19 protein-coding genes are annotated in these 21,333 nt (G+C 74.2%); 16 read left to right on the top strand and 3 right to left on the bottom strand.

Annotation, left to right across the window (positions count from 1 at the left end; all coding sequences use genetic code 11):
* Positions 1-116: 116 nt before the first annotated feature.
* Positions 117-980 (top strand): spermidine synthase, encoded by an 864-nt coding sequence (locus ACQPY4_RS23790; protein WP_433324155.1) that lies wholly within the window; start codon positions 117-119, stop codon positions 978-980.
* On the opposite strand, the gene ACQPY4_RS23785 is transcribed toward ACQPY4_RS23790, so the two are convergent.
* The gene (locus ACQPY4_RS23785; RefSeq protein ID WP_433324153.1) at positions 937-2,280 is read right to left on the bottom strand and encodes a DUF2079 domain-containing protein; all 1,344 of its coding nucleotides are present in this window, start codon (positions 2,278-2,280) and stop codon (positions 937-939) included. The two genes, ACQPY4_RS23790 and ACQPY4_RS23785, sit on opposite strands and share 44 nt — an antisense overlap.
* A 94-nt stretch (positions 2,281-2,374) precedes the next feature.
* Here ACQPY4_RS23785 and ACQPY4_RS23780 point away from each other — a divergent pair, with 94 nt between their 5' ends.
* From ACQPY4_RS23780 to ACQPY4_RS23770, 3 genes are read left to right on the top strand one after another with little or no spacing between them, the layout of a single operon-like run.
* Positions 2,375-3,052: a response regulator transcription factor gene (locus tag ACQPY4_RS23780; protein WP_433324151.1), complete on the top strand. Its 678-nt coding sequence runs from the start codon at positions 2,375-2,377 to the stop codon at positions 3,050-3,052.
* Positions 3,045-4,451: a sensor histidine kinase gene (locus ACQPY4_RS23775; protein ID WP_433324149.1), complete on the top strand. Its 1,407-nt coding sequence runs from the start codon at positions 3,045-3,047 to the stop codon at positions 4,449-4,451. Before ACQPY4_RS23780 ends, ACQPY4_RS23775 begins: the two co-directional genes overlap by 8 nt.
* Before the next feature lie 9 nt (positions 4,452-4,460).
* Positions 4,461-5,213, top strand: a complete 753-nt coding sequence (locus tag ACQPY4_RS23770) for an SDR family oxidoreductase (RefSeq protein WP_433324147.1) — start codon at positions 4,461-4,463, stop codon at positions 5,211-5,213.
* On the opposite strand, the gene ACQPY4_RS23765 is transcribed toward ACQPY4_RS23770, so the two are convergent.
* Positions 5,206-6,636, bottom strand: a complete 1,431-nt coding sequence (locus ACQPY4_RS23765; RefSeq protein ID WP_433324145.1) for an FAD-dependent monooxygenase — start codon at positions 6,634-6,636, stop codon at positions 5,206-5,208. The genes ACQPY4_RS23770 and ACQPY4_RS23765 overlap by 8 nt on opposite strands.
* A 157-nt stretch (positions 6,637-6,793) precedes the next feature.
* On the opposite strand from ACQPY4_RS23765, the gene ACQPY4_RS23760 reads away from it, so the two are divergent.
* Positions 6,794-8,716 carry an ATP-binding SpoIIE family protein phosphatase gene (locus ACQPY4_RS23760; protein ID WP_433324143.1) on the top strand — a complete coding sequence of 641 codons (1,923 nt, stop codon included), beginning with the start codon at positions 6,794-6,796 and terminating at the stop codon, positions 8,714-8,716.
* Here the strand turns inward: ACQPY4_RS23760 and ACQPY4_RS23755 are convergent, their stop codons facing one another.
* Positions 8,717-9,883: a hypothetical protein gene (locus ACQPY4_RS23755; protein ID WP_433338988.1), complete on the bottom strand. Its 1,167-nt coding sequence runs from the start codon at positions 9,881-9,883 to the stop codon at positions 8,717-8,719.
* A gap of 172 nt (positions 9,884-10,055) precedes the next feature.
* Between ACQPY4_RS23755 and ACQPY4_RS23750 the strand changes: the two genes are divergently transcribed.
* From ACQPY4_RS23750 to ACQPY4_RS23700, 11 genes are all read left to right on the top strand, one after another.
* A complete protein-coding gene (locus ACQPY4_RS23750) occupies positions 10,056-10,715 on the top strand; it encodes a winged helix-turn-helix domain-containing protein (RefSeq protein ID WP_433324141.1) in 660 nt (219 codons plus the stop codon).
* The gene (locus tag ACQPY4_RS23745; RefSeq protein ID WP_433324139.1) at positions 10,712-11,980 is read left to right on the top strand and encodes a sensor histidine kinase; all 1,269 of its coding nucleotides are present in this window, start codon (positions 10,712-10,714) and stop codon (positions 11,978-11,980) included. The genes ACQPY4_RS23750 and ACQPY4_RS23745 overlap by 4 nt, the downstream gene beginning before the upstream one ends.
* Before the next feature lie 68 nt (positions 11,981-12,048).
* The gene (locus ACQPY4_RS23740) at positions 12,049-13,578 is read left to right on the top strand and encodes an alpha/beta hydrolase (RefSeq protein WP_433324137.1); all 1,530 of its coding nucleotides are present in this window, start codon (positions 12,049-12,051) and stop codon (positions 13,576-13,578) included.
* A gap of 115 nt (positions 13,579-13,693) precedes the next feature.
* Complete coding sequence (locus ACQPY4_RS23735; RefSeq protein WP_433324135.1) at positions 13,694-14,302, top strand: hypothetical protein; 609 nt, start codon at positions 13,694-13,696, stop codon at positions 14,300-14,302.
* Between the two features lie 49 nt (positions 14,303-14,351).
* Positions 14,352-15,050, top strand: a complete 699-nt coding sequence (locus ACQPY4_RS23730) for a response regulator transcription factor (protein WP_433324133.1) — start codon at positions 14,352-14,354, stop codon at positions 15,048-15,050.
* Complete coding sequence (locus tag ACQPY4_RS23725) at positions 15,047-16,507, top strand: sensor histidine kinase (RefSeq protein WP_433324131.1); 1,461 nt, start codon at positions 15,047-15,049, stop codon at positions 16,505-16,507. The genes ACQPY4_RS23730 and ACQPY4_RS23725 overlap by 4 nt, the downstream gene beginning before the upstream one ends.
* A 75-nt stretch (positions 16,508-16,582) precedes the next feature.
* Positions 16,583-17,098 (top strand): hypothetical protein, encoded by a 516-nt coding sequence (locus ACQPY4_RS23720; protein ID WP_433324129.1) that lies wholly within the window; start codon positions 16,583-16,585, stop codon positions 17,096-17,098.
* Positions 17,098-18,192, top strand: coding sequence for a peptidoglycan-binding protein (locus ACQPY4_RS23715; protein ID WP_433324127.1), 1,095 nt, complete (start codon positions 17,098-17,100; stop codon positions 18,190-18,192). The genes ACQPY4_RS23720 and ACQPY4_RS23715 overlap by 1 nt, the downstream gene beginning before the upstream one ends.
* Positions 18,189-18,875 (top strand): ABC transporter ATP-binding protein, encoded by a 687-nt coding sequence (locus ACQPY4_RS23710; RefSeq protein ID WP_433324125.1) that lies wholly within the window; start codon positions 18,189-18,191, stop codon positions 18,873-18,875. The genes ACQPY4_RS23715 and ACQPY4_RS23710 overlap by 4 nt, the downstream gene beginning before the upstream one ends.
* The gene (locus tag ACQPY4_RS23705; protein ID WP_433324123.1) at positions 18,872-20,062 is read left to right on the top strand and encodes an ABC transporter permease; all 1,191 of its coding nucleotides are present in this window, start codon (positions 18,872-18,874) and stop codon (positions 20,060-20,062) included. The genes ACQPY4_RS23710 and ACQPY4_RS23705 overlap by 4 nt, the downstream gene beginning before the upstream one ends.
* A gap of 24 nt (positions 20,063-20,086) precedes the next feature.
* A complete protein-coding gene (locus tag ACQPY4_RS23700; RefSeq protein WP_433324121.1) occupies positions 20,087-21,082 on the top strand; it encodes a helix-turn-helix domain-containing protein in 996 nt (331 codons plus the stop codon).
* Positions 21,083-21,333: the final 251 nt, after the last annotated feature.

The following is a 21,333-nucleotide window of genomic DNA, read 5'->3' as shown; positions in this document are numbered from 1 at the left end:
GGTCATCCGGCCTTCGTCGTCCGCCCCCCAGCATGGGCGCATGCGACGACCCCTCCGGCGACGGGCTCCTGCTCCCGCCGGGCGGCGGGCGCTGACTCGATGGCAGAGTTGGGGGCATGTCCCGCAAGTCACGACGCGACGCCCCGGGCCCTGACGTCCACCCGATCGCGGGCGGCGAGGCCGAGCTGCTGCGCGACTCCGAACGCGACGGCGGCTGGGTGCTGCTGGTCGGCGGGGTGCCGCAGTCCTATGTCGACCTCGCCGACCCCACCCACCTCGACTTCGAGTACATGCGCCTGTTGGGCGACGTGGTCGACTGCCTGGCGCCCGAGGGCGCGCCGCTGGACGCCGTCCACATCGGCGGGGCCGGCTGCACCCTGCCCCGCTACCTGGCCGCGACCCGTCCGGGCTCGCGGCAGGTCGTCTTCGAGCCCGACGCCGCCCTGGTGCGGCTGGTCAGGGAGCGGCTCCCGGTCAAGGGCGTGCCGGGGCTGAAGATCCGCGTCACCGACGGCCGCGCGGGCATTGCCGCCCTGCCCGACGGCGCCGACGACCTGGTGGTGACCGACGCGTTCGCCGAGGCGTCCATGCCGCTGGAGCTGGCCACCCGCGAGTTCACCCAGGACGTCGACCGGGTCCTGCGGCCCGGCGGCGCCTACCTGATGAACGTCGCCGACGGTTTCCGGCTGCCCTTCGCCCGCCGGGTCGCGGCGACCGTCGCCTCGGTGTTCCCGCACGTCCTGCTGCTCGGCGAGCCCGGCGTCCTGCGGGGACGCCGCTTCGGCAACCTGATCGTCGCCGCGTCCCGGGCGCCGCTGCCCTCCGCCGAACTGGCCCGCCGCGCGGCCGGGGGCCTGGCCAGGGCCCGCCTTCTGGAAGGCGCCGACCTCACCGCCTTCTGCGGCGGCGCCCGCCCCCTGCGCGACGGCGAGGACGTCACGGTCCCCGAGCCCCCGCCCCAGACTTTCGGCCGCCCTTGAACCGCAAGACCACGACCCCACCGCCCCGCGCGACGACCCGGTACCCGAGGCGGGGCAGCCTCCAGGCCACGTGGGCCTCGTAAGGCGTCGGCGTCTCCGTCATCACGAACCATTCGGGCGGCTGCGCGTCGGACAGGTGCGGCATGAACACGCGGCAGCGCCCGGTGAGCTGGGGAGCGAGCCGGTTGGCCGCGGCGACGTCGGCGCCGTCCGGGACGGCCTTCAACGCGGCCACCGCACCCGGGGACGGACGCCACGGGCCCGGATCGCCGAAGGGCTGTCGCCCCGCGACCGTGATCGCGACGGCCGCCAGCAGAAGGGCCGGTGCCGCCGCCCGGCTGCGCGCCGCCTCGCTCGCCCGCAGCCTCCGCAGGCCGTCCAGGGCGGCCACGAAGACAATGGGCATCAGCACGGCGCTGTAGTGGAACCGGGTCTCCCAGTGGTTCGGGACGGTCGACCAGAACCGGGCCGCCAGGGAGGGCAGCGCCAGGAGCGTCAGGGGCGAGCGGAACCCGAGGAACAGCGTCGGCATGAAGACCGCGAGCAGCAGCGTGCCCTTGGTGTCCAGCGGCGTGAGGAACTGCGCGATCGGATTCGCCTTCGCCTCGGTGGCCGAGGCGTACGGATACACGTGGCCGGGATTGAACTCCGGGATGACGACGTGGACGACCAGGAGCCCGGCGGCGACCGCGCCCGCTGTCAGGCACGCCCCGAGCCGGTGCCGTCCCCGGCAGAACACGTACACGCCGATGGCCGCGACGATGAGCGCCTGGTCCTCCTTGACCAGCGGCAACGGCATGGCCCATCCGGCGGCGGCGCCGTCCCGTCCGCGCGCCAGCAGCTCCACCGCCCGCGCGATGAGCGGGACGGCGAAGGCGATCTCGTGGAAGTCGAAGACGACCGCCTGCTGGAGCCCCCAGGACAGGCCGTAGGCCAGGCCCGCGCACAGGCCGCCGTGGCGTCCGCACAGCTCGGACGCCAGCCGCGTCACGGGTACGGCCGAGACCGCCAGCAGCGCGGCCTGGACGACCAGCAGTGTGAGAGGCGAGGGGAACAACCGGTACAGCGGGGCGATCGTCACCAGAATCGGGTGGAAGTGGTCGCCCAGCAGATGGAACCCCGGGCCCTTCAGCTCCGACACCGGCGCACGCAGGTGCGCGTAGCCGCGCACGGCCTGTTCGAAGATCCCCAGGTCGTAGCCGGTCGTGCGCAGCGACAGGTGCCGGATGACCGAGAAGGCCGTGTAGGCGGCGAAGAGCGCGGCGGCGAGCAGCCAGGGGTCGCGGCGGGGGGACGGCATGGCGCCGAGCCTGGTCGCACGGCCCTGAGGGCACGCTGAACCGAGCTGAAGACGATTTCAGGGAGTCGCGGGCCGAACTGTGCACAATGGCCCGATGCGACTGTTGCTTGTCGAGGACGAGGAGCGTTTCGCGGCGACGCTCGCCCACGGGCTGCGCGCCGACGGGTACGCGGTCGACGTGGCCCACGACGGCCGCGAGGGCCTGGACCTGGCTCGCACCCACCCCTACGCCGCCGTGGTCCTGGACATCATGCTGCCGGGGCTGAACGGCTACGCGGTCTGCGCCGAGCTGCGGCGCGGCGGCTCCACGGTGCCGGTTCTCATGCTGACCGCCAAGAACGGCGAGTACGACGAGGCCGAGGCCCTCGACACCGGCGCCGACGACTACATCTCCAAGCCCTTCTCCTACGTCGTGCTGGTGGCCAGGCTGCGGGCGCTGCTGCGCCGGGGCGGCGCCGTGCGGCCCTCGGTGCTCAGGGTCGGCGACCTGTGGCTCGACCCCGCCTCGCGCGAGTGCCGCCGGGCCGGGACGCCGGTGCGGCTGACGGCCAAGCAGTTCGCCGTCCTGGAGTGCCTGGCCCGCCGTCCCAACGAGGTGGTGGCCAAGATCGACATTCTGGACGAGGTCTGGGACCAGGACTACGACGGCGACGTCAACCTGGTGGAGGTCTACGTCCGCGCCCTGCGCCGCAAGCTGGACCTCCCGCCCGCGCCCTCGGCCATCCAGACCGTGCGCGGCGCGGGCTACCGGCTGGTCGGATCCGGTGCGTAGGCCCACCTCGCTGCGCGCCCGCGCCGCCCTCAGCGCGGCCCTGGCCGCCGCCCTGGTCTTCGGCGCGGGCGGCTGGTGGCTGCGCGGCGAGATCCGGCAGGAACGGGAGAGCGAGGCCCTGTACCGGGCCTCGCAGGTCGCCGAGTCCGTCGCCGCGTCCCTGCAGCGGGGCGAGCGGGTGCCGTGCGAGTCGCACCTCTGCTTCGTGGTGCTGGCCGACGGGCGGTGGGTCAGGAACGACAGGGACGCGTTCGTCGACGCCCGGGGCCACCCCGTCATCGCGCTCCCGCCCGGGATGACCGAGCCGATCAGGGTGCGGTTCCCCGACAAGATCCCCGACGACGGGATCCGCGTCGGGCTGGACGTCGCCGCCTACGCGGGGCGGGTCGGGCGCTTCGCCCGAGCGGGCACCGGTTTCCTCCCCGCGAGGGTCATCCGGTCGGCGACCGGCGTCAAGGACGTGGCCGGCGACCAGGAGGCGACGGTGTACGTGCTGGCCAGGCGCGACTTCACCGACACGGCCGTGGCCACGGTCGACCGGTTCCTCGCCTGGACGATCCCCGCCGCCATCCTGTTCGTGGGGATCGTGGCCTGGCTGATCACGGGCCGGGCCATGCGGCCGGTCGCGGCGATGCGGGCGGAGCTGGCCGAGATCGGCGACGGCGCGCTGGACCGGCGGGTCCCGGTCCCGGCGGGCAGCGCCGAGCTGGCCGGGCTCGCCGGAACCACCAACCAGACGCTCGACCGGCTCGAACGCGCCGTGCTCAAGCAGCGGCGCTTCGTCGCCGACGCCTCGCACGAGCTGCGCTCGCCGCTCACCGGGCTGCGCAGCACGCTGGAGGTGCCGCTGGTCCACCCGGACACCGCCGACTGGCGGGCCGTGGTGACCGGCGCGCTGGCCGACACCGTCCGCCTCCAGGCGCTCACCGACGACCTCCTGCTGCTCGCCGCCGAGAACACCGCCCCGCCGGACACCGTCGACCTGGCCGAGCTGGCCGAGGAACAGGTCGCCGAGCGCGAGTGCCGTCCGGGCGGTCCCGCGTTCACGGTGCGCGCCGAGGGGCCCGCCGTGGTGCGCGGGGGAGAGCACCGGCTCGGCCGGATCGTGCGGAACCTGCTCGACAACGCCGCCCGCCATGCCGCGAGCCGGGTCGCCGTGACGGTGGCGAGCCGGGACGGGACGGTCACGCTCACCGTCGCCGACGACGGGCCCGGCGTGCCCGCGTCCGAGCGGGAGCGGATCTTCGACCGGTTCGTCCGGCTGGACGACGCCCGCGCCCGCGCCACCGGCGGGGCGGGCCTCGGCCTGACCATCGTCCGCGAGCTGGTGACCGCGCACGGCGGCACCGTCCGCGTGACCGGGTCGGCCACCTTCGAGGTGCGGCTGCCCGCCGTCTAGGCTGCCAAGATGACCATCGTCATCACCGGAGCGAGCGGGACGCTCGGCCGCGCACTCACCCCGCTGCTGGCCGGGGAGAAGGGCGGCGTCCGGGCGCTGAGCCGCAAGGACAGGCCGGCCGAGCCCGGAGTGGAGTGGCGGCGGGCCGACCTGCTCACGGGCGAGGGCCTGGCCGCCGCCCTGGACGGGGCCTCGGCCGTCGTGCACTGCGCCACCGACCCGCGCCGTCCCAAGAGCGACGTTCCCGCCACCCGCAACCTCGTCGAGGCCGCCAGGGCTCAGGGCGACCCGCATCTGATCTACGTCTCGATCGTCGGCGTGGAGGGGCACCACTACCCCTACTACCGCGTCAAGGTCGCCTGCGAGCGGCTCGTGGCCGAATCGGGGCTGCCGTTCACGATCCTGCGCGCCACGCAGTTCCACGACCTGCTCGCGATGGTCTTCGGCTACCTGGTCAAGGTGCCGCTCGTCATGCCGGTGCTGGCGGGCATCGAGGACCAGCCGGTCGACGTGTCCGAGGTCGCGGCCCGCCTGGTCGAGATCGTCGGGGACGGCCCGCAGGGGCTCGCCCCCGACCTGGGCGGGCCCGAGGTGCTCGGCTTCGCGGACCTGGCCCGGACCTATCTGGAGGCGACCGGCCGGAAACGTCTGCTGGTCCCGGTGCCCCTGCCCGGACGCATCGGCCGCGACTTCCGCCGCGGCCTGCACCTCGCCCCGGACCACGCGGCGGGCGGGCGCACCTGGCGCGAGTACCTCACCTGAACCAGTGGCCGAGGGCCGCCGTGGCGGCGGACGTCCGCGCTCGGGGGTCGGGCTCGTCCGAGGCCCAGGCCACATAGCCGTCGGGACGGACGAGCAGCGCCCGCGGCAGGCCCCCGCCCTGGCGCCGGGCGTAGCGCACGCCGGTGACCTGGCCGGGAAGGTCTTTGTGCTCGCGGTCGTCGAGCAGGACGAACCGGCCGTCGTGGAACAGTTCGGCGAGCGGGGCGCCGTTGAGCCTCCCCCGGGGGAGGCGGGCGCCGGTGAGCCGGTGGGACGGGCGCGGCGGCGGATAGGCCACCGAGATCCCCGAGTAGGCGCGTGCCAGGCGGTCCTGAACCGGCGGCAGCGGCGCGACGACCTTCTCCGCCGTCCAGCGCAGCGCCTTGCGCCGCCGGGTCCTGGCGGTGTTCAGCCGGAACTGGCGGCCGGTCAGCGCGAGCACCGCGGCGCCCACCGGATGCCGCTCGGCGTCGTAGGAGTCGAGCAGCCACGACGGGGCGCGCCCCTGGACGGCCGCGGCGAGCTTCCAGCCGAGGTTGAAGGCGTCCTGGATGCCGGTGTTGAGGCCCTGGGCCCCGGCGGGGGAGTGCGTGTGCGCGGCGTCGCCCGCCAGCAGGACGCGCCCGTGCCGGTAGCGGGGGACCTGGCGGCTCTCGCTGCGGTAGCGGCCCGACCAGTACATGTCGTGGGGCCGCAGGTCGCGCCCGCTGATCGCGATGATGCCGTCGGCGACCTCGTCCAGCGTCACGGGTTCCTCGACGGGGAGGCCGGCGCGGGAATAGTCGTAGAGCACGACGCGGCAGGACCCGTCGCGATAGGGGAACACCAGCAGCATTCCCCGATCGGACAGTTCCCCATAGGCACGGTCCATGCGGAGCCCTTCGACGGTCACGTCGGCGAGGCTGACCGAGCCCGGATTGGGGAATCCGGGAAATGGGACGGACAGGGATTCACGGACGAAACTGCGGATGCCGTCGCATCCGACCACCTGGGCGAAGGACTCCGACTTCCCCGAATCGAACGTCAGCCGCACTTCGTGTTCGTTCTGTTCGAGGCCGGTCACGCGGTGCGACCAGGCGAGTTGCGCGCCGAGTTCCTCGGCGCGCCCGGCCAGCAGCCCTTCGATTCGGCTCTGGGGAATACCGAGCATGTAGGGAAAGTCGGAGTCCAGGCGCGAGAAGTCGATGACGGCGTCCCTGAGCCCGAGCGGGAAGCCCGGCAGCGGCACGCCCGCGTCGGTGAAACGGCCGGCCACGCCCCGCAGGTCGAGAAGCTCCAGGCTGCGGGCGTGCAGCGTGATGGCCCGCGAGTCGGTGCGCGGGCCGGGGCGCCGGTCGAAGACGCGGCAGGGGACGCCCGCCAGGGCGAGTTCGGCGGCGAGGGCGAGTCCGGTGGGGCCCGCACCGACGATGGCAACCGTCACGACGATCTCCTTCAGAAGCGCGGTGATAACCGCCTCACGACGGTGCCCAATGTCCCATAATCGAGCGATGGAGTCGTCTACCCGAATTCTCATTCTCGGCCTGGATTCGTCGGGGAAAATACTCCAGTTCGACCGCAACGCGGTGTCCGTTCTCCCCGTGGAACCGGATGAACTGCTGGGCGCCCGCCTGGACGACGTGATCGCCGGTGCGGGAGAGCCGCTGGCCGAGTCGCTGCGGCAGGGCCGCGAGCGCACCGCCATGCTGCCCGTGAAGACACGCGGGGGTGCGGTGTGCGACTCGCTCATCACCGTCCACCCGATGAGCGGCGCCTGCGACGACGGCAAGGCGGCCGAGCCTCAGGCCGCGCTGGCCGTCGTCCGCGTCCCGGTGCCGATCGCCGAGCGGTTCATCGACCCGGCGGTCGTGCGGCGGGCGCTGATCGAGGACGCGCTGCCGCGCCTGGGCGGCGCCCTCGACCTGGAGCTGCTGGCCCGGGGCCTGATGAACGCCCTGGTCCCGAACTTCTGCAACTCCGGCGGCATGCTGCTGCTGGAGAGCCTGGTCGACTTCGACGAGCCCGCGCCCTCGGTGCCGGGCGACTCGCCGCCGCTGCGGCGGATGGCGGTCGTCTTCGACGACGGTGACCCGGCGTGGGACGCCACGTTCCCGACCGGCGAGGTGCTGACCTACCCGGCGGGAACCCCGTATGTGAAGTGCATGGAGACGGGTGAGCCCGTTCTTCCCGGACTCAACGACAGCGACGTGGAGGGCATCGCGGAGCTGTGGCGCCGCGCGCCGGTGGCCGAGCTGCTCAAGGGCGCCTCGATGCTGCTGCTGCCGATCGTCTCCGACGAGCTCGTCCTGGGGTTCTTCGTGTGCACGCGCGGCGTCGAGCACCGTCCGTTCGACGCCTACGACGTCGAGATCGGCATGGAGTTCGCCACCCGCGCGTCGGTGCTGGTCGAGTCGGCGCGCCGCTACGGCCGCGAGCGCGCCACCGCGCTCACCCTGCAGCGCAGCATGCTCCCGACGGGGCTGTCGGCGCCGTCGTCGGTCGAGGTGCACCACCGCTACCTGCCCGGCAGCCGGCTGATCGAGGTCGGCGGCGACTGGTACGAGTCGATCGCGCTGCCCGGCGGCCGGGTGGCGCTGGTGGTCGGCGACGTGGCCGGGCACGGCGTCCGCGCGGCGGTGACGATGGGACGCCTGCGCACCGCCATCCACACGCTGGCCGATCTGGAGCTGCCGCCCGCCGAGTCGCTGGAGCGGCTCGACTCGCTGATGAAGACGCTCGGCGAGCGCGAGCCGCACTTCGCCACCTGCGCCTACGTCGTCTACGACGCGGTCACCGGCCGGTGCAAGGTGGCCAGCGCGGGGCACCTCGCGCCGCTGCTGGCCCCGCCCGGCGGCGAGGCCGCCTACCTCGACGTGACCCCGGCGCCGCCGCTCGGCGTGGGCGGCGGCGCGATCTCCACCCGCGAGTTCGCGGTGGAGGACGGCACGCTGCTGTTCCTGTTCACCGACGGCCTGGTCGAGAACCGCGGCCGCGACATCGACGACGGCCTGGCCCGGCTGCGCCGCACCTTCGGCCCCGGCGCCCACGCCCGGCCGCTGCAGGAGCTGTGCCAGGCCACGCTGGACGGGGTCTTCGACGACCAGCACCGCGACGACATCGCCATGCTGGTCGCGCGGCTGCGGCGCATCCCCGCCGACGACCACGTCTCCTGGGAGCTGCCGCCCGACCCGGCCGCCGTCCGGCGCGCCCGCGGCCTGATCCGCGGACGGCTCGACACGTGGGGCCTTTCCGACCTGTCCCCGACCGCCGAGCTGCTGGCCACCGAGCTGGTCACCAACGCCATCCGCCACGCGGGCGGCCGTGTGATGGTGCGGCTGGTCCGCGAGGGCGACCTGGTCTGCGAGGTCTTCGACGGCTCGGACGGCCATCCCCGCGTCCAGTGCGAGGAGGGGCTGAGCGAGTCGGGCCGGGGCCTGTGCGTGGTCAGCCGCCTGGCCAACCGCTGGGGCGTGCGCCGCACCGGCAACGGCAAGGCCGTGTGGTTCGAGCTGAACGTGCGTTGATCAGCGCTGCACCGAGATGTGCACGTGGTCGTAGTGGTTCTGGGTGATGCTGCCCCGGTCTTCCATGGGCCGCCACCCGGGGAAGCGGATGTTCCAGATGTGCTGGCGCCAGATCACGTAGGAGATGCCCAGCCGCCGGGCGTTGCTGATGGCGAACTGCGCGACCTGGTCGCCGTGCCGCCGGGCGCTGGCGCTGGGCATCTGGCCCGCCGTGGACGCCATGAAGTCGCAGGCCCGGCCGTCGCCGTGGTCCTGGGCGTCGCCCGAGCCCCGGTAGCAGCCGATGACGGGGAAGGGGCCGAACATGCCGTCGATCTGCATCACCACGGTTCGCATGGTGGGCGTCATCATGTTGCCGGTGATCACCGACCGGTTGCCGGAGACCCCGTCGGGACGCTCGGTGACCTTCGGCTGGTCGCGGGGCGTGGTGGACGGCACCTGCCGCTGCGGCGCCAGCAGGGCGATCCTGGTGCCCTTGGGCAGCACCTTCTTGAGCTTCTTGCTCAGGCCCTTGGCGTCGGCCTTGGGCGCGCTGATCACCAGCCCGTTGCCCTGGGGCATCCCGAGCGTGCGGGCCTGCCCGCGCGAGATGACCGCGTCGACGTCGCCGATGCCCATCGAGGCGTAGGCGCCGACCCTGACCTGCCCGGGGCTGCGGCTGCTTCCCGCGGGGACGACCCCGCCCAGTGGCAGCGAGCCGTCCTGGCTCAGCGAGAACGAGACCGCGAGGCCGCCGGTGGCGACGGTCTGCCAGAGCTGGTCGGACTCGGCCGTCTGGCGGGGCGCGTAGGCCCGGAACGAGGACGGGTCGACGCCCAGCAGCCCGACCCGGCGCCCGGCGACCTGAGCGCGGGCGGCGTCGACCACGGTGACGCCCGCGACGCCCTTGAGGCGCCTGGCGCGCTCGACGGTCTCGGCGGGCAGCGGCGCCGAGCCCGCGATCATGAGGTGGGGGGTGAGGCGCTTGCGCAGCGGCGCCACCACCGGCGGGCCCGACCCACCGGCCTGGGAGACCGAGACCAGCTCGCCCCGGCCGTCCTTGCGTCCCTTGGAACCGCTCTTGTCGAAGGTGCCGGACGCCACCACCGTCACGTCGGCGACCAGCGTCAGCGCGGCGAGCCCGCCGATGATCGCCGGTGTCGCGCGCCCTCGGCCGTACCTGAGCATCCCCACCTGGCCGTCCTGTTCGCCAACCGCCCTTTTCGGAGTGGGGAGGGGCCCGGCTCCGATCGCTTCCCTTGGGGCGAATAGTAGACAGCGTGTCAAACTGCCGCCACATCGCCGCCGGGCCGGGCGGGCGCCCACGGGCGGCCGGGAACGCGAGGCTAGCCTTGGGCCCGTGAGGGTGCTCGTGGTCGAGGACGACGATGATCTGCGGTTCGGTGTGGCATCGGCCCTGCGCGGCGCCGGGCTGGCCGTCGACGAGGCGCCCGACCTGCCCCAGGCGGACGAGTCGCTGTTCGTCAACGACTACGCCTGCGTCGTGTTCGACCGGCTGCTGCCCTCGGGCGACGCCGCCCGCTACGTGGAGGGCATGCGCCGCGCCGGGGACGCCGTGCCGGTGCTCTTCCTGACCGCAAGGGACACCGTCGCCGACCGCGTGGAGGGCTTCGCCACCGGAGGCGACGACTACCTCGTCAAGCCGTTCGCGGTGCCCGAGCTGGTGGCCCGGGTGCGCAGCCTGTGCCGCCGGGCCGGGGTGGTCAGGCCGCCGGTGCGCCGCGTCGCCGACGTCGAGATCGACACCGCCCGCCGGGAGGTCCGCCGCGACGGCGTGCTGCTGATGCTCACGGCCAAGGAGTTCGCGGTGCTGGAGCTGCTGGCGGGGCGCGAGGGCCAGGCCGTGCCGAGGAACGAGCTGATCGAGGGCTGCTGGGACGAGATGGCCGACCCCCGCTCGAACGTCCTTGAGGTGCTGGTCTCGCAGCTGCGCCGCAAGCTCGGCGATCCGCCGCTGATCCACACCGTCCGCGGCGTGGGGTACCGGCTCGGCCCATGATCGGCTCCCGGGGCCGGCCCAGGACGGCGGCGGCCAGGATCCGGCGGCTGCGCCGCCGCATCACGGCGCTGTTCGCGCTGACCAGCCTGGTCACGCTGTCCGGGCTGGCGCTGCTTGCGGTGCACAACGACGACCGGGCCTGGCGCGAGCAGCTCGACCGGACGCTGAACCTGCGCACCACCGAGGCGATGTACAGCATGACCTACGAGGGCAGGCGCCTGGATCCCACCGAGATGGCCTCGACCGTCGACACCGACTGCCCGGCGCTGACGGTGCTGGCGGGTCCGGTCGGGCGCCTCGGCGTCGTCCACGCGCCGTCCAGGCCGTGCGTGCGGGCCCGGGACGGCGACGTCCGGCACGTGGCCCGCACGGCCATGCGCACGGGGGAGGTCGCCACCGCCGACGTCCGGGCGGGCGACGGCCGCGGGCTCCGGCTCCTGGCCGACCCGTTCGAGGGCGAGAAGGAGTACGAGCCCGACGGCGCGGTCGTGGCCGCCGTGGACGCCTCCGAGGACCGTGCGGCGCACCGGCGCCTCACGCTCGTCCTGACGGGGGGCTGCGCGGTGCTGGTGGCCCTGTCGGCCCTCGCGGGGCGCTTCCTGGCCGGACGGGCCGTCCGCCCTGCCCTGGCGGCGCTCCACCAGCAGGAGGCGTTCCTCGCCGACGTCGCCCACGACCTGCGGAACCCGGCCGCGTCGATGCGCGCCCTCGCCGAGACCGGCCTGCGCGGCGAGAGCGACCCCCGGGAGGCCTTGCGGCGCGCCGCGCGGCTCTCCACCCGTATGGGCGATCTCGTCGACGGCCTGCTCACCCGCGCCCGGCTGATGGCCGGGGTGGACGCCCTCACCCGCGCTCCGCTTCGCCTGGACCAGCTCGTGGAGACGGTGGTGGCCGACTCCGAGGCGGGCGACCGGATCGCCGTCGAGACCGAGCCGGTCGTCGTGGACGCCGACCCCGGCCTGCTGACCAGGGCCGTCGGCAACCTGGTCGACAACGCCCTGGTCCACGGCCACGCGCCGGGGCGGGACGCCGAGATCGCCGTCACCGTCCGGGCCGACGGCACCGTCACGGTCGACGACGCGGGCCCCGGCCTTCCCCCGGGGCTGGAGGCGTCCCTGTTCGAACGCTTCCGCAGCGGCTCGGGATCCACCGGGCTCGGCCTGTCGATCACCTCCTGGGCCGCGCACGCCCACGGCGGCACCCTGACCGCCGGGACGAGCCCGTCGGGCGGCGCCCGCTTCGTGCTGCGCCTCCCGCCCCGCTGAGCGCCCTCATCAAAATCTCAGGGTCGATCGGCGATGCTCCGTGAGCAGGTGATTTACGGAGGTGTCCCTTGAAGTCCGTCATCGGGCGCGTCGCGCTCGCGGCCGTCCTCGCCCTCGTCCCGGTGGCCGGGTGCACCGCCGTCCCGGCCCGCACCACGGCGGCCAAGCCCGCCTGGGCAGACCCGTCCGCGCGGCCCGACCTGGCGCCCTTCTACAAGCAGCGGCTTCGCTGGAGCCGTTGCGGGGCGTTCCAGTGCGCCGAGCTGCGGGTGCCGATGGACTACGCCAGGCCGGGCGACGGCAGAGCCTTCGTCCTGCCCGTCGCGCGGGCCGCCGCGGGCGACCCCGCCCGGCGCATCGGATCGCTCGTCTTCAACCCGGGAGGGCCCGGCGCCTCGGGCGTCGGCGAACTGAAGGACGGGGTCCTGGACTCCTTCGGCAAGAGCGTCCGGACCCGATTCGACATCGTCGGCTTCGACACGCGCGGCGTCGCGGGCAGCAGACCGGCGGTCAACTGCGCGCCCGGCAAGGGCAGGGAACCGCGCGACACCGCGCCCGGCACGCTCGACCCCCGCACCCCCGCCGAGCGCGCGGCCGCCCTCGCCGACGCCCGTGACGGCCTGGCGGCGTGCCGGGCCCGCAGCGGCGCGATCCTCCCGCACGTCGGCACCAAGGACGCGGCCCGCGACATGGACGTGCTCCGCGCCGCCCTCGGCGACGAACGGCTGACCTACCTCGGCTGGTCCTACGGCACCGCCCTGGGCACCACCTATGGCGAGCTCTTCCCGCCCCGAGTCCGCGCCATGGTGCTGGACGGCGCCATCGACCCCTCCCGAGACTGGTACCGGCGCGCGGTCGGCCAGGGCGCGGCGTTCGGCCGGGCCCTGGAGGACTACGCCCGGAACTGCCACAAGATCGCCGGAGACGTCTGCCCGGCCCGGACGCCCGAGGAGATCCTCGACCTGGTCGACGACCTCTACGAGCGGACGGCCCGTCGCCCGCTGCCCGTCCGGGACGCCGGCTGGGGCCTGGACTCGTCCCTCCTGCACGACAGCGTCTCCCTGGCCATGTACACGCCCGAGGCGCAGTGGAAGGACCTGTCCAAGGGGCTGTCGGCCGCCGCCGAGGGCGACGGCACCGCGCTGGCCGCGACGATCGACGAGAACGCGCGGGCCCGCGCGCCGCGCGACAACTCCGAGGAGGCCCTGCTGGCCGTGGACTGCCTCGACGTGCCCCACCCGGCCGACCCGCGGGCGTACTGGAACGTCCTCGACCGGGCCTACGACGAGGCCGGGCTGTTCGGCACGGCCAGCGTCGTCGAGGCACTGGGCTGCCGGGGCTGGCCCGGCCCCAAGGGCACGCCCCACCGAGCCCATGCCCCGGGCCTCGCCCGCGTCATGGTCATCGGGACGACCGGCGACCCCGCCACCCCGTATGACGAGGCCCAGAGCCTGGCGGGCCAGCTCCCCAATGGGATGCTGCTGACCTACAAAGGCCTCGGCCACACCGCCTACGGCCGGAGCAACGCCTGCGTCACCGGCGCCGTGGACGCCTACCTGACCGATCTTCGCCCGATCAGATCCGGCACGACCTGCTGAGCCGGTGCGTTGGAGGACAGGAAGCACCGGTCCGAGCGCGCGGGAGTGAACGATGAGGCGTGAGCGAACGGGGAGGCGTCATCGCCGGAACCCGGCCCCCGTTGCCCTGATCTTGGTGGCGGCGGGGGTCTCCGCCTGCACCACCCCGGAAACCCGGGCCTCGAACCCGCCCGCCGAGTCGTCCGGCTGGACGGCCACCGTCTACTACACCGCGGTCGAGTCCTTCCACCGCGGCCCGCGGCGGACCGTGCGCGGGTGCCCGCGCCTGGAGTGCGAGCACGGCCGCGACGACCTCGGGTCCTACCCGGAGGGCTTCGCCAAGGCCGTGCGCGACGAGGGCACCGGCCGCATCACCAGCGGCCCCCGGCGCGGGCGGTACCTCAACTGGTCGTACGACGTCGGCTACTGGCTGGACACCGCCCCGCGCGACACGGCCGGACGCCCGCTGCGCCCGTGGGTCTCGGCGGCCGCCGACCGCTCGGTGATGGCGCAGGGACGCCGGTTCACCATCACCCGGTGCGGCAACGACGACGACGGCGCCGCCATCGAGGCCGGGATCTGCGCGCGCTTCCGGTCGTCCCGCTGGACGGTCGTGGACGAGTTCACCCCCGGGCTCGGCGGGCCACGCCACATCGACCTCTACATCGGCGAGGAGACCGGCCCCGGATTCACCGAGTCCTCCCTCTACACCACGCTTCACGGCGCGTCCCTGCGTCCCTCCTGATCGCGTGGCGTTGAGGTTCCTTTGAGGCGGCTCGTATATCTCTGTACGGGTGTGCGCGAAAACCCGGATCCTCGTGGTGGACGACGAGCCCAACATCCGTGACCTCCTGGTGCAGGCCCTGCGGCTGGTCGGGTTCGAGGTGCGGGCCGCGGCCCGCGGACTCGAGGCGATCGCCGCCGCCGGGACGGCGCCGCCCGCCCTGGTCATCCTGGACGTGATGCTGCCGGACCTGGACGGCCTGGAGGTCGCGCGGCGCCTGCGGGCGTCCGGGCTGGACGCGCCGGTGGTGTTCCTGACGGCGCGCGACACCGTCGAGGACCGCATCGCCGGGCTGACGGCGGGCGGCGACGACTACGTCACCAAGCCGTTCAGCCTGGAGGAGCTGGTGCTGCGGGTGCGCGCCGTGCTCCGCCGGACCCAGCCCGCGCCCGAGCTCGACGCGGTCCTGCGCTACGCCGATCTGGAGCTGGACGAGGACACCCACGCGGTCAGGCGCGGCGGCCGTCCCGTCGAGCTGTCGCCGACGGAGTTCAAGCTGCTGCGCTACCTGATGGAGAACGCGGGGCGGGTGCTGACCAAGGCGCAGATCCTCGACCGGGTCTGGGCCTACGACTTCGCCGGGGACGGCCGCATCGTGGAGACCTACGTCTACTACCTGCGCAAGAAGATCGATTCGATGGGCGAGCCGCTGATCCATACGTTGCGCGGGGTGGGGTACAGCCTCCGCCCGCCCCGGGAGCCGGAGTGAGGCGCTGGCGGCGGTGGACGCTGCGGTCCCGGCTGGCACTGGCGGCGACGGCGCTCACCGCCTCGGGGCTGCTGGTCGCCAACGGGATCGGGCTGGTGCTGCTGCGCTCCTACCTCGTCGAGCGCGTCGACCAGCGCCTTGACCAGATGACCTCGCGCAGCAGGCAGGCCACCGCCGCCCGGCTGCGGACCTGGCCCCCCGGAATGGAGGAACGCCGCGGGGCGGCGCTCGATGACACCGGCGTGCGCCTCTACCTCTACACCCCGGGTACCTCCGAGCCCGTCCTGTTCCCGTCCAACGCGCCCGGACCCGGGCCGCGGCTGCCGGACCCGGCCGGACGGGAGGGCCGCCGCTTCGACGTGCCGGACCGGGGCTCGGGCGCGGGCTGGCGGCTCAAGGTCGTGGTCACCCCGGACGGGTCGCATCTGGTGGCCGCCGCCTCGCTGGAATCGGTGGAGGAGACCTACACAAGGATGCTGGTCATCGACCTGGTGGTGCTGGCCGTGGTGCTGGTCCTGCTCAGCCTCCTGGCCGGGCTCGTCGTCCGGATCGGGCTGCGCCCGCTGTCGCGGATGGAGGCCACCGCCGCCGAGATCGCGGCGGGGGAGTACGGGCGCCGCGTGCGGGACGTCGACCCGCACACCGAGGCGGGCCGGCTCGGGCTGGCGATCAACACCATGCTGGGCCGGGTCGAGAGCGAGATCAACGCCCGCAAGGAGTCCGAGCGGCGGCTGCGGCGGTTCCTGGCCGACGCCTCGCACGAGCTGCGCAACCCGCTGACCTCGGTGCGCGGCTTCGCCGAGCTGGCCGGGCGCGGCGAGGGCGGGCCGGACGCGCTGGCGCGGATCGAGGCGGAGGCGTCCCGGATGAGCGTCCTGGTCGACGAGCTGCTCCAGCTCGCCCGCCTGGACGAGCAGCGCCCGGTCGCGCGGCGTCCCGTGGACCTGCTCGCGGTCGCCGCCGAGCTGGTGAGCGATCTGCACGCCCGGCGTCCCGACCGGCCGGTGCGGCTGTCCGGCCTGGACGAGGCGCGCCCGCTGTTCGAACCGGTGATCGTGGCGGGTGACGAGCCGCGGCTGCGCCAGGTGCTGGCCAACCTGCTGGACAACGCCGTCCGGTACACCCCGGCCGAGGCGTCGATCACCCTGCGGGTGGGCTCGGCGGCGCCGGAGGCCCTGCCGCCCGCCGTCACGGCCGTCGGCGGCGACCCCGAGCCGGGCATGCCCGTCGCCGTGGCCGAGGTCGCCGACACCGGACCGGGCGTCGCCGCCGAGCACGCCCCGCACGTGTTCGAGCGGCTCTACCGGGCCGAACGCGCGGCCGACGGCGGGACCGGGCTCGGGCTGGCCATCGCGGCGGCGATCGTCCAGGCCCATTCCGGACGGCTCGAACTGGCCGCCACCCCCGGCGGCGGGGCCACGTTCCGGATGTCGCTGCCGATTCCGAGGTCGCTCTGAGGTCGGACCGAGGGACCGCCCAGGCGGGAGCCACAGACTCTTCTCCGTCGGCACCACCAAGGAGAAGAGGACCTCATGATCAGAACCCTCGCGGCCGGTGTCCCCGCCGCGGTGCTCGCCGCCGGTCTCCTGTCCGCCTGCGGCGGGGAGGAGACCGGCCCCAAGGTCGCGACGCTGAACAGCGGGGCGCCGTCCACGGCGGCCGCGGTCTCCAAGGCGCCCGCCGAGCAGGGCAAGGAGTTCGCCGAGTGCCTGCGCCAGCAGGGGTTGAAGGTCGAGGACCCCGACGCCAAGACCGGCCGGGTCAAGCTGGGCGGGGCGGGGGCCGACAAGGACACGATGCGCAAGGCCATGCAGGCGTGCCGGAGCAAGATGCCCCAGGGCGCGCGCGACCAGGGACCCCCGGACGCCGCGAAGCTGGAGATGATGCGCAAGCTCGCCCAGTGCATGCGGGACGAGGGCGTCGACATGCCCGATCCCGGCCCCAAGGGCTTCGACTTCGGCAAGATCGACCGCACCGCCCCGGGCTTCGCCGACGCGTCCCGCAAGTGCCAGGAGAAGTACCCCACCCTCCCCAAGGGCGGCCGCTGATGGCGCTCGGTGAGCGGCGGCGTCCGGTCCGGATCACCGCGGTCACCGTCCTGGTCGTCGTCGCGGGCGCGGCCGTGACCTGGACGGTGATCGGCCTCGGCGGCGAGGGCACCGAGTCTGCGGCCGGGCCGTCGGGCCCGCCGCGCGGCACCAAGGTGCAGCGGACCACGCTCACCCGCACCGAGACGGTCAAGGGCAACCTGGGATACGGGGACGCCACGCCGGTGCCGGTGGCCGGGACGTCCAAGGGCACGTTCACCTGGCTGCCCGCCGAAGGGGCGTCGATCGAGCGCGGCAAGGCCGTCTACGCGATCGACGCGCGGAAGGTCCCGCTGTTCTACGGCACCACCCCGGTGTACCGGACGATCAAGCCCGGCGACGAGGGCAAGGACGTCGCGATGCTGGAGCGGAACCTGTCCGTCCTGGGCTACACCGGTTTCACGGTGGACGACGCGTTCAGCGACGGCACCGCCGACGCCGTCCGGGCCTGGCAGGAGGACCTCGGCCGCGAGCAGACCGGGACGGTCGCCAAGGGCGAGGTCGTCGTCGCCTCCGGCGCCCGGCGCGTGGCCGAGGTGAAGGCCATCGTGGGCGACGGCGCCCAGGGAGCGGCGCTCACCTGGACCGGGACCACCCGCAAGGTGATCGTCGACCTCGAGGTGGAGCACGAGGACCTGGTGTCCAAGGGCACCCGGGCGACGGTCGAGCTGCCGGACGGCGGCACGGTCGAGGCCCGGGTCGCCACGGTCGGCACCACCGCCACCGCCGAGGAGACCGAGACCAGCGGCGGCGGCACCGCCGCCAAGGAGCCCACGGTCCGCGTGGAGCTCACCGTCAAGGACCAGAAGCGGCTCGGCCGCCACCAGGCGGCGCCGGTGGACGTCACGCTCGGCGCCGAGAGCCGCGCGAACGTGCTCGTCGTCCCGGTCACCGCCCTGGTCGCGCTCCGCGAGGGCGGCTACGCCCTGGAGGCGGTCGGAACCGACGGGACGACCCGTTACGTCAAGGCGGAGACCGGCATGTTCGCCGGTGGCCTGGTCGAGGTCTCGGGGGCCGGGATCACCGAGGGCATGACCGTGGGAGCGCCCTCGTGACCCCGCCGGTCGTGGAGATGGAAGGGGTCTCCAAGTCCTACGGTCCCGTCCACGCCCTCCGGGACGCGACGCTGACCATCGCCAGGGGCGAGCTGCTGTCCATCGTCGGGCCCTCGGGGTCGGGGAAGTCCACCCTGCTCAACGTGATGGGGACGCTGGCCCGCTCCGACACCGGCACCACCCGGATCGACGGCCACGACGTCGCCGACCTCAGTGACGGGGAGCTGTCGGCGCTGCGGGCCCGCGCCATCGGGTTCGTCTTCCAGCAGTTCCACCTGGCCGGAGGGGTTCCCGCCGTCGAGAACGTCGCCGACGGGCTGCTGTACGGCGGCACCCGGCGCGCCGAACGGGTCCGCCTCGCCGAGCGGGCGATGCGCCGCGTCGGCCTCGGACACCGGCTCGCCCATCGTCCGCACGAGCTGTCGGGCGGCGAGAAGCAGCGCGTGGCCATCGCGCGCGCCGTCCTGGGCGACCCGCCGCTCCTGCTGGCCGACGAGCCGACCGGCGCGCTGGACTCCCGCTCCGGCGCGATGGTCATGGACGTCCTGCACGAGCTGAACGCCGCCGGGACCGCCGTGGTGATCATCACGCACGACCACGGGATCGCCGGGTCCCTGCCCCGCGCCGTCCAGATCAAGGACGGCCGCATCGAGCACGACACCCGCGCGGAGGTGGGCGCGTGACCCGTCCGAAACCGTCCCGGCTCGCGCCGTCCGACGTCCTGCGCGTCGGCCTGTTCGGGCTGCGCACGCGCCCGCTGCGGGTGTTCCTGTCAGCGCTGGGCATCGCCATCGGCATCGCCGCGCTGATCGGCGTCGTGGGGATCTCCACCTCCAGCAAGGAGGACCTCAACCGGCGGCTCCGGGCGCTGGGCACCAACCTGCTGACCGTCGCGCCCGGCCAGTCGCTCGGCGGCGACCAGGCGCACCTCCCGGCCGAGTCGATCACCATGATCGGCGCCCTCGACGCGGTGGAATCCGTCTCGGCGACGGGGGAGACCGAGGCGAAGGTCTACCGCAACGACCGCGTGCCCGCCGAACGCAGCAGCGGCATCGGCGTCTACGCGGCCCGCACGGACCTGCTCGCCACGACGGGCGCCCGGCTCTCCCGGGGGCACTGGCTGAACGCCGCCAGCGAGCGCTACCCGGTCGTCGTCCTCGGCACCAAGGCCGCCACGCTGCTCGGCGTCCACCGGACCGACGTCCAGGTCTGGCTGGGCGGCCGCTGGTTCACCGTCACCGGCCTGCTGCGCCCGACCCCGCTGGCACCCGAACTGGACACCGCCGCGCTGGTCGGCTGGCCCGTGGCACAGGAGCTCCTCGCCTTCGACGGCCACCCCACCACCCTCTACACCCGAGCGGCGGAACCCGCGGTGGAAGACGTCCGAGCCGTCCTCGGCGCGACCGCCAACCCGGAGAAGCCGAACGAGGTCGAGGTGTCGCGTCCCTCGGACGCGCTGGCCGCCAAGCAGGCGACCGACGCGACCCTGGGCGCCCTCCTGCTGGGCCTGGGCGCGGTGTCGCTGCTGGTCGGCGGCGTGGGCGTGGCCAACACGATGGTCATCTCCGTCCTGGAGCGCCGCGCCGAGATCGGCCTGCGCCGCTCGCTGGGCGCCACCGGCGCCCAGGTGCGCACCCAGTTCCTGGTCGAGTCCCAGCTCCTGTCGGCGCTGGGCGGCCTGGGCGGCGTCCTGATCGGCGCGGTCGTCACCATCGCCTACGCCACCACCCAGGGCTGGCCCGCCGTGGTGCCCCCGTGGGCGATGCTCGTCGCCCTGGCCTCGACCCTCGTCATCGGTGCCCTGGCGGGCTTCTACCCGGCGCTGAGAGCCGCCCGCCTGCCTCCCACCGAGGCCCTCTCGGCCCCCTGACCGGCGTGGGTAGCCTTGGGACCTGTGACCCCGGTTCAGCGGCTGGCCGGTGCGGCCGGTTCCCGTGCCCTGGACGCGTCGTACGCGGCCTATTACGCGTCGATCGCCCGGGCCGACGAGCGCGGGGACGGCACCGTGCGGCACCGGCTGCGCCCGGAGGTCGGCGACGGCACGATCGAGGTGACGCCGCTGCGCGGCGGGATCCAGATCGTCCGCTACGACGTCGCGTTCACCGGCGGGCACCGGCTCGCGTTCGCCTTTCCCGGCGACCACTTCGAGCTGGAGCACTGCCTCGAGGGGCGCATGACCGTCAGCGCGGCCGGTGCCGGGACCGGCGACCTGCGCGCGCGGTCGGTGGCGCTGAGCCCGCGAGGTCCCCTCGACGGCGTCGTCGCGCACGGCGACGGCGAGCGGTACCGGGCGGTGTCGATCACCGCGACGTGGAGCGGGCTGGAGTCGTCCCTCGGCGGCCTCGCCCCGCTGGACGACCGGCCGGAGGGCGCCGCGCGCGAGCGGTACCTGAACGGTTCCGCCGCGCTGCGTCCCGTGGCGGGCCCGCTGGAGGAGATCTTCGTGCACCGGCGGTCGTCCCCGGGGCGCCCGCTGTTCCTGGAATCGCGGGTCATGGCGGCGCTGGCCGCGCTGGTGGACGCGCAGACGGTCGCGGCTCCGCCCAGCGATCTCGCGCTGGACGACCACGAGGCGGCCGCCCTGCGGCGGGTCCCCGAGATGCTCTGGCGGGAGCGGCACGCGCCGCCGGGGCTGGAGGAGCTGGCCCGCGCGTCCTCGATGTCGGTCCGCCGCCTCACCCGCGGGTTCCGCGCCCTGTACGGGACGCCGGTGATGGAGTTCCACCGGCGCCGCTGCCTGGCCAGGGCGGCGGCCCTGCTCGTCGAGACCGACTGGCCGGTCCAGCGGATCGCGCACGAGGTCGGCTACTCCTCGGCGAGCAACTTCGGCCATGCCTTCCGCCGCGACCGTGGCACGACGCCCGCGCGGTTCCGGCGGGCGCACTCCTGACGCCGGTCGCGCGCTCCACAGTCCCGGGCCTCTCGCTCAACACCACGGCGTTGTCTCGGTGCCGACGATGGGCCGATGGACATGGGATCTCGGACCGGGCGGCTCGTGGTCGTGCTCGGCGGCCTGTCGGCGGTGTCGCCGTTCGCCACGGACATGTACGCGCCCGGGTTTCCCCAGATCGTCAGGTCGTTCGGCACCACGGGGACGGCCGTGCAGCTCTCGCTGACCGCCTGCCTCGTCGGGCTCGCCGT

The sequence above is a fragment of the Spirillospora sp. CA-294931 genome (assembly GCF_050946795.1).
Classification (GTDB): domain Bacteria; phylum Actinomycetota; class Actinomycetes; order Streptosporangiales; family Streptosporangiaceae; genus Spirillospora.
The sequence above is the reverse complement of the archived record's forward strand: the minus strand, read 5'-3'. Positions and strand labels throughout refer to the sequence as shown.

Excerpts from the sequence above, each read along its gene's own strand:
- ACQPY4_RS23790 (WP_433324155.1), top strand. The coding sequence starts at position 117 with ATGTCCCGCAAGTCACGACGCGACGCCCCGGGCCCTGACGTCCACCCG.
- ACQPY4_RS23785 (WP_433324153.1), bottom strand. The coding sequence starts at position 2,280 with ATGCCGTCCCCCCGCCGCGACCCCTGGCTGCTCGCCGCCGCGCTCTTC.
- ACQPY4_RS23780 (WP_433324151.1), top strand. The coding sequence starts at position 2,375 with ATGCGACTGTTGCTTGTCGAGGACGAGGAGCGTTTCGCGGCGACGCTC.
- ACQPY4_RS23770 (WP_433324147.1), top strand. The coding sequence starts at position 4,461 with ATGACCATCGTCATCACCGGAGCGAGCGGGACGCTCGGCCGCGCACTC.
- ACQPY4_RS23755 (WP_433338988.1), bottom strand. The coding sequence starts at position 9,883 with ATGCTCAGGTACGGCCGAGGGCGCGCGACACCGGCGATCATCGGCGGG.
- ACQPY4_RS23745 (WP_433324139.1), top strand. The coding sequence starts at position 10,712 with ATGATCGGCTCCCGGGGCCGGCCCAGGACGGCGGCGGCCAGGATCCGG.
- ACQPY4_RS23720 (WP_433324129.1), top strand. The coding sequence starts at position 16,583 with ATGATCAGAACCCTCGCGGCCGGTGTCCCCGCCGCGGTGCTCGCCGCC.
- ACQPY4_RS23715 (WP_433324127.1), top strand. The coding sequence starts at position 17,098 with ATGGCGCTCGGTGAGCGGCGGCGTCCGGTCCGGATCACCGCGGTCACC.